We start from the raw sequence: 6,916 nt of genomic DNA on the forward strand, positions 1-6,916 counted from the left end.
GCCGCGAGGCGGTCGACCCGCCGAACAGGCGAGGTTCCCGAGCGGGCGGCCGGCACAAAGCAGAAGGCCCGCTCTCTCGAGCGGGCCTTCCGTTGTGGTGGATCCGAGGGGATTCGAACCCCTGACCTCTTCATTGCGAACGAAGCGCGCTACCAACTGCGCCACGGACCCGTGCCTTCCGAGCCGTCACCGGCCCGAACAACTCGTCCACACTAGCACGGACGAGCAGGCGCCTCGCACTCGCGTCAGGCCCCGCGGCGGCGCTGCAACGCCTGGTCGAGGTCGATCGCGTCGACGCCGTCCACGACGCCCATCGCGGCGAAGCGGGAGGAGGGACGCGGCGCCTCGGGAGCGGGAGCGGCAGCACGCGGGACGCGCAGCGGCGCCACCTCGGGAGCGGTCGCGGCGGCGCGCTGGGCGAGCTCCGCCTCCGCCGCGGCGGTGCGCAGGCGCTCCACGGCGTCGATCGACGCCATCGCGGAGGCGGCCACCGTGCCCCGGGAGAGGTAGAGCGGCTTGGGGAGCGGCTGCGGCGTCCAGCTCGCACGGTCCTCGGCGAGCTCCTCGGAGGCGTCGTCCGCCGCCTCCTCGGCGAGCTCGGCCTCGAAGACCTCGGCGCGCCGGCGCTCGGTCGCGGCGGCCGTCGTCGCGGTCGCGACCGGAGCGGCGGCGCGGCGGCGACCCGGCGCCAGCAGGATCAGCGTGCCGAGCCCCGCGACGGCGAGGAGCAGGCCGACGAGCGGCACCGCGCCCGTACCGCCGAAGGGCAGCATCACGAGCCCGACCAGCGCGGCGACCGCGCCGACCAGCACGGCCAGCGCGGCGCCCTGGCGCCATCGCAGGACCGAGGGCCCCGACCGCGTGCTCCGCCGTGCGCTCGCGGTCGCCCGTCGCAGCGCGTCGCGCGCCGCCTTCTCCGCCTGTGCCAGCTCCATCGCCTGTGCCTTCTCTTCGGCTCGTCGTCGTGTCTCGGTCACCCGGAGCCGGCGCTGCTGCAGCGCCACCTCGCGGGCCGTCGCCTCCGCACGCACGTGCTCGGGCACTTCCGCGGTCTCGGCGAGGATCCGCAGCGTCTGCTGCAGCCTCACCGCGTTGCGCTCGGTCGCGTTGTACGACCGCCTGCGCATCCACGTGGGGATCAGGTAGGCGACCCACAGAACGGCGGCGAGCGCCCAGACGACGCCCCCGCCCAGCCAGTCGCTACTCATGCGGACAACGCTAGGAGCACCGGGCACTCCCGTCCGTCATTACGGGTAGGTGTGTCCGTGCGGATCGCGGATCAGCCGGGGCCCCGTCGGAGGGACACCGGCGCCGTCGGAGGGTCCGGAGAGACCCGAGCGGCGCGAGGCGCGGAGGTCCGCGTCGGTCGGCACGCCGACCTCCGACGGGACCTGCCCGTCGAGGTAGCGGCGGAGCACGCCGCGGGGCACCTCCTCCGCCACGAGGGCGAAGCAGAAGTGGTCGCGCCAGTCGCCGTTGATGTGGATGAAGCGCCGCCGCAGGCCCTCGTAGCGGAAGCCGAGCTTCTCGACCACGCGCAGGCTCGGCCGGTTCTCCGGGCGGATGCAGATCTCGATCCGGTGCAGGCCCAGGTCGAGGAAGGCGTGGTCGGCCGCGAGGGCCACGGCGATCGGAGTGATCCCCCGCCCGGCGTAGCGCTCGGACACCCAGTAGCCGATCGACCCGGAGGAGAGCGAGCCGTACCCGATGTTCGAGATGTTGAGCTGCCCGGCGAGCTCGCCGTCCCAGTCGATGAGGAACGGCACTCCCCCGCCGGCCCGCGCGTTCTGCTGCAGCGAGCGGATGCTGGCGCGCACGTCGAACGCGGCGCCTCCACGGGGGTCGGACGCCTCCCACTGGCGCAGCCAGGACCGGTTCGCGATCAGCTCCCGCTCGAGAGGGCGGGCGTCGCGCACGCGGATGGGGCGGACGGTGACACGACCCTCGGTGAGCGTCGGGATCGGGAGCGGCATGATGCGACCCTACTGCTCCGCCGCACTGCGGGAGGGGGACTGGACTCCGCGGCGTTCCATGCCCTCGGGGAACGGAGGAACGGACGGGATCCCGTGCCGCAGCAGGGGTCCCGTCCGTTCCGGAGGCGCGCTCGCCGGGGCTCAGAGGCCGGCGACGAAGTCCTTCAGCCAGGGCTTGAGGTCCTTGCCGAGGTCGTCGCGGTCGGAGGCGAGCTGCACGATGGCCTTGATGTAGTCGAGCTTGTCGCCGGTGTCGTAGCGGCGGCCGCGGAACACGACGCCGTAGACGCCGCCGAACTCGGCCGGGTCCTGCGCCATGCGCTCCAGCGCGTCGGTCAGCTGGATCTCGCCGCCCTTGCCCGGAGCGGTGTGCTCGAGCACACCGAACACGTCGGGCTTCAGCACGTAGCGGCCGATGATCGCGAGGTTCGAGGGGGCGTCCTCCTTGGAGGGCTTCTCGACCAGGCCGGTGATCCGCACCACGTCGTCCTCGTCGGTCGCCTCGACCGCGGCGCAGCCGTAGAGGTGGATCTGGTCGGGGTCGACCTCGAGCAGCGCGACCACCGTGGTGTCGCGCTGCTCGGCGACGTCGATCATGCGCGAGAGCAGCGGGTCGCGGGCGTCGATCAGGTCGTCGCCGAGGAGCACGGCGAAGGGCTCGTCACCGACGTGGCGCTGCGCGCGGGAGACCGCGTGGCCGAGGCCCTTCGGCTCGCCCTGACGGACGAAGTGCACGTCGGCGAGGTCGCTGGCGTACTTGACGTGCTCGAGCTTCTTGTCGTCCTTCTTCTGGGACAGGTTCTGCTCGAGCTCGGGCACCGAGTCGAAGTGGTTGGCGAGCGCGTTCTTGTTGCGCCCGATGATCACGAGCACGTCCTGGAGGCCGGCGTCCGCCGCCTCCTCGACCACGTACTGGATCGCCGGCTTGTCGACGACCGGCAGCATCTCCTTGGGGATGGCCTTCGTCGCCGGCAGGAAGCGGGTGCCGAGACCTGCGGCGGGGATGACTGCTTTGCGGATTCGAGTGCCCATGGGGCGCCATCCTAGCGGCGGGGGAAGTCGCGGGAGTTTCGCGCCAGGACCGGCGACGGAAGGCGCCGGACCCCGTTCCGGGGCGGTCCGGGACGAGCGTCCCTCAGGGTCGTCCGCGCGGAGGCCGGCGCGGGGCCCGGTTCTAGACTGAGCGCATGCCAGCCGACATCACGCACGAGAAGCGGGCGCTGCGCGCCGAGCTGCGCGAGCGCCGCCGCACGCAGACCTCGACCGCTCGCGAGCAGGCCGCGGAGCAGATCACCACCCACCTGATCGAGCTCGCCACCCGCGTGGGGGCCCGCTCCCTCGCGTGCTACCTCTCCGCTCCGGACGAGCCGAGCACCCGGCCGTTCCTGGGCTGGGCCGAGAGCCACGGCATCCGCGTCCTCTTCCCCGTCTCACGCCAGGACGGCCTGCTCGACTGGGCGGTCGGCGACGGCCACACCGAGACCCAGGGCCTGTTCGGCATGCCCGAGCCCGTCGGGCAGCTGCTCGGCCCCATCGCGATCAACGACGTCGACCTCATCGTCGTCCCGGCCGCCACCGTCGACCGGCAGGGGATGCGGATGGGCTGGGGGCGCGGCTACTTCGACAAGACCCTCGGCTCGATGGAGAAGTGCCCTCCGGTCTACGCCGTCGTCTTCGACAGCGAGCTCGTCGACCGGGTGCCCAGCGAGGTCCACGACCAGGCCGTCGACGGAGTCGTCACTCCCTCCGGCATCGTCGACCTGCGCCACTGACCCCGTCCTCCTTCTCCCCCACCCGCCTCCGAGGAGCCCTCTGTGCCCACCTACTCCTACCGCTGCACGCAGTGCGGCAACGCCTTCGACATCCAGCAGAAGTTCACCGACGACACGCTCACCGAGTGCCCGAGCTGCCAGGGGGCGCTGCGCAAGGTGTTCAGCGCGGTCGGCGTGACCTTCAACGGCTCGGGCTTCTACCGCACCGACTCCCGCTCCGGCGGGAAGTCGAGCGAGGGCGGCTCCTCCTCCTCCTCCTCGGGATCCGGCTCGTCCGGCTCGGGCTCGTCCGGCTCCGGCTCATCCGACTCGTCGTCGGGCTCCTCGGGATCGGGCGGCTCCTCCTCGGGATCCTCCGGGTCGTCGGGCTCGGGCGGCTCGGGCGGCTCCTCGTCCGGTTCGGGGTCCTCGGGCTCCGGATCGTCCTCCTCCTCGTCGTCCTCGGGCTCCTCCGGGTCCTCCTCCTCGGGCTCCTCCTCAGGGAGCTGAACCGCCACTCACCGCTCACGGCAGAAACGGAACGATCATGATCAACGGCTTCAAGGAGTTCATCCTCCGCGGCAACGTCATCGACCTGGCTGTCGCCGTGGTCATCGGCGCCGCCTTCACGACCATCGTCAACGCGATCGTGACGGGGATCTTCAACCCGCTCATCGGCGTGATCTTCGACGCCTCCTCCCTCGAGACCCTGAACTGGGTCATCCGGCCGGGAGAGAACGGCGAGGACCCGACCGTCATCGCCTACGGCTCGGTCGTCTCGGCCCTGATCCAGTTCGTGATCGTCGCCTTCGTCCTCTACTTCGCGTTCGTCCTGCCGATCAACCACCTCAAGAACGCCGCCTTCGCCAAGAAGGCCGCCGACGCCCCCGCCGCGGAGGACAAGGCCCCCACCGAGCTCGAGCTCCTCGCCGACATCCGCGACCTGCTCGCCAACAACGGCACCGCCACCACCGCGAACTCCGGCAAGCACGTCGACTGAGTCGCTCTGTCTTCTTCCGCCGGAGGCGGAAGAAGACCGCGGTCGGCTTCACGATGGGGGAACGCTTCGCAGAGCGTTGTGCGAACGATGCGTCCGAAACACCGGCACGCGTTTCGGACGGCACCTGCACCTTCGGGAGGTCGCCGAACGGGACCTTCGGCGTCTCCGACGGGGACTGATCGGCCCTGTCTCCACGCGCTCCTCGGATACCGCCGGGCACCGGGCGGGAAGCGGTCGGCCAGCGGGCACCGGGCGGACGCGGTCGTCAGCGGCACCGGACGGGATGCGGTCGGCCACCGTCGACGGGTCCGACGTGGGCGCCCGCCAGACGTCGGCGCGACGTGGTCGCTCGTCGAGCAGGGGCGGGCCGGGGTGAGGTCCGGGATCGTCGACGGAACCTGCGTCGACTCGCGGACCGTCAGCCGGCGCGGGTGGAATCAGTAGTGCGGGGGGACGTCCTGGCGCAGGCGCGCGTCGTTCGGGCCGGTGTCGGGGCGCGCGGGCGGTGCGGAGGGGTCGGCGATCGGCGCGTCGTGCGGGGACGGATCGGTGCCGGGCTTCGCGGGGAGCGTCGCCCGCCGGCCGCCGCGGGTGCGCCGCAACGGGCGGTCGGCACCCGCGGGGGCGTCGGGATCCGGCGCCACGATCAGTCGTGCGGCAGCGGCTCGACGGGCTGCGTCTCCCCCGACGCCGGAGCGGCGGCGGCGGCAGGAGCGGCAGGAGTGGCAGGAGCAGGAGCCTCGCCGGCGGCGGGAGCAGGGGTCTGCTCCTCCCCCGCGGTCGCACCGACCAGCCCGGCCACCCGCGCGGCCACGGCCTCGGGGTCGGCGAACAGCTCGAAGTTGTGCACCCGCAGGTAGTGCCAGCCCAGCCGCCGCAGCAGCTCCGGACGCAGGCGCAGCGACACGCGCAGGCTCTGCGTGCTCACGTCGCGGTCGGTCTCGACCACCACGGCACGGGTCCCGTGCGCGGCGACGAGGGCCAGCTTGCCCTTGTGCCCGATGTTGACCCGGAGTCCGCGGCGCTCGAGGCGCGCGGCGAGATCCACCAGCATCGGCTCCGAGTAGTCGTCGCGGTCGCTCGGCTGGACGCGGTCCTCCGCCTCCTGCAGCACCTGCGCGAGCGCGACCATGCCGTATCGCATGCGCGACTCGTCGATGTCGCCCGGGCGGAAGCACGAGACGATGTCCATCGAGCGGCGGGCACGGGTCATCCCGACCGCCAGCAGGCGCTCTCCGCCCGGCTCCGCGAGAGCGCCGAAGTTCGACAGCAGGCGGCCGTGGGGCGTCCGGCCGTAGCCGATCGAGAAGATGACGCGGTCGCGGCTCTGCGCGACCGACTGCTCCAGCGTCACGACGGCGAAGGGCTCGGGCCGGTCGCCGAGGATGAAGTCGCTCAGGTCGGTGCGCTTGGCGAAGGCCGTCAGCACCGCCTGCTGCACCCGCACGGCGTGGCGAGGGCTCGCAGTGATGACCATCAGCGACTCGCGCGGACGGATCACCGCGTGCTCGAGCACCAGCTCGACCACCTTCGCGACCTCGGCGTCGACGGACTCGACGGCTCCGGAGTCGTTCTCGGGCATGCCGTGCCCGCTCGCGATGTAGTGGAAGCGGAGCGAGTCGTGTCCGAGGAACGAGCCGGCCCAGGGCAGGGAGTCGATGCGGCCGCCGTAGAAGCGGCGGTTGACCAGCTCGGCCAGGTCCTCGCCGCCCGCGCGGTAGCTGCGGGTGAGCGTGACGGTGTTGAGCAGCTCGCCGAGTCGGGCGAGCGCCGACTGGGCGTGCAGCGCCTCCACGTCGGTCCGCGAGGCGGTGGAGCCGAACTCCGGCGTCTCGTCGACGCGCAGGCCGAAGGGAGTGGGGGTCTGCGTGACCGGGTCGCCGAACGCGACGACCTGCTTGGCCCGGCGGATCGCTCCGACGTTCTCGGCCAGCGTGGTCGCCCCGGCGTCGACGAGGAACACCGCGTCGAAGGTCGTCTCGGTGCCGATGCGGTGCACCTCGTACGGCGAGGCGAGCCAGGCCGGAGCGAGCACGCGCGAGAGGTGCGGGGCGGCCTTCTGCAGCTCCTGAGGGGTCGTCGCCGCCTCGGTGCGCAGCAGCGCGCGCAGCGCATCGCGCTCCTGCGGCCAGTCGACGAGCCCGATCTTCCAGGTCTCGGAGAGCTTCCAGGCCAGCAGCTCGGCGCTCGAG

Annotated in this window: 8 protein-coding genes and 1 tRNA gene; 3 read left to right on the forward strand and 6 right to left on the reverse strand. The window is 72.4% G+C overall.

Going from position 1 to position 6,916, the window contains the following annotated elements; genetic code table 11:
• Positions 1-95: 95 nt before the first annotated feature.
• The 4 genes from C5C27_RS00445 to galU form a co-directional block, all read right to left on the reverse strand.
• Positions 96-171: transfer RNA gene (locus C5C27_RS00445), tRNA-Ala, on the reverse strand.
• A 74-nt stretch (positions 172-245) separates the two neighbouring features.
• Complete coding sequence (locus C5C27_RS00450; RefSeq protein ID WP_104238328.1) at positions 246-1,208, reverse strand: hypothetical protein; 963 nt, start codon at positions 1,206-1,208, stop codon at positions 246-248.
• Positions 1,209-1,247: 39 nt separating this feature from the next.
• Positions 1,248-1,973 carry a GNAT family N-acetyltransferase gene (locus tag C5C27_RS00455; RefSeq protein ID WP_104223217.1) on the reverse strand — a complete coding sequence of 242 codons (726 nt, stop codon included), beginning with the start codon at positions 1,971-1,973 and terminating at the stop codon, positions 1,248-1,250.
• A gap of 141 nt (positions 1,974-2,114) precedes the next feature.
• Positions 2,115-3,005, reverse strand: a complete 891-nt coding sequence (gene galU / locus C5C27_RS00460) for a UTP--glucose-1-phosphate uridylyltransferase GalU (RefSeq protein ID WP_104223218.1) — start codon at positions 3,003-3,005, stop codon at positions 2,115-2,117.
• A 155-nt stretch (positions 3,006-3,160) separates the two neighbouring features.
• Between galU and C5C27_RS00465 the strand changes: the two genes are divergently transcribed.
• Genes C5C27_RS00465 through mscL form a run of 3 tightly spaced genes read left to right on the forward strand, consistent with a single transcriptional unit; the run spans position 3,161 to position 4,724 of the window.
• Positions 3,161-3,745, forward strand: a complete 585-nt coding sequence (locus C5C27_RS00465) for a 5-formyltetrahydrofolate cyclo-ligase (protein ID WP_104238329.1) — start codon at positions 3,161-3,163, stop codon at positions 3,743-3,745.
• A 42-nt stretch (positions 3,746-3,787) separates the two neighbouring features.
• Positions 3,788-4,234, forward strand: coding sequence for an FmdB family zinc ribbon protein (locus C5C27_RS00470; protein WP_104313150.1), 447 nt, complete (start codon positions 3,788-3,790; stop codon positions 4,232-4,234).
• 37 nt (positions 4,235-4,271) lie between these two features.
• Complete coding sequence (mscL, locus tag C5C27_RS00475) at positions 4,272-4,724, forward strand: large conductance mechanosensitive channel protein MscL (protein WP_181067745.1); 453 nt, start codon at positions 4,272-4,274, stop codon at positions 4,722-4,724.
• Between the two features lie 437 nt (positions 4,725-5,161).
• Here mscL and C5C27_RS00480 read toward each other — a convergent pair whose 3' ends face one another.
• Positions 5,162-5,368, reverse strand: a complete 207-nt coding sequence (locus C5C27_RS00480) for a hypothetical protein (RefSeq protein ID WP_104223221.1) — start codon at positions 5,366-5,368, stop codon at positions 5,162-5,164.
• A 2-nt stretch (positions 5,369-5,370) separates the two neighbouring features.
• Positions 5,371-6,916 (reverse strand): DEAD/DEAH box helicase (locus C5C27_RS00485; RefSeq protein WP_374955268.1); only part of this gene is annotated, 1,546 nt, incomplete at its 5' end.

The sequence above is a fragment of the Rathayibacter sp. AY2B7 genome, assembly GCF_002931635.1.
In the GTDB taxonomy this organism is placed as follows: domain Bacteria; phylum Actinomycetota; class Actinomycetes; order Actinomycetales; family Microbacteriaceae; genus Rathayibacter.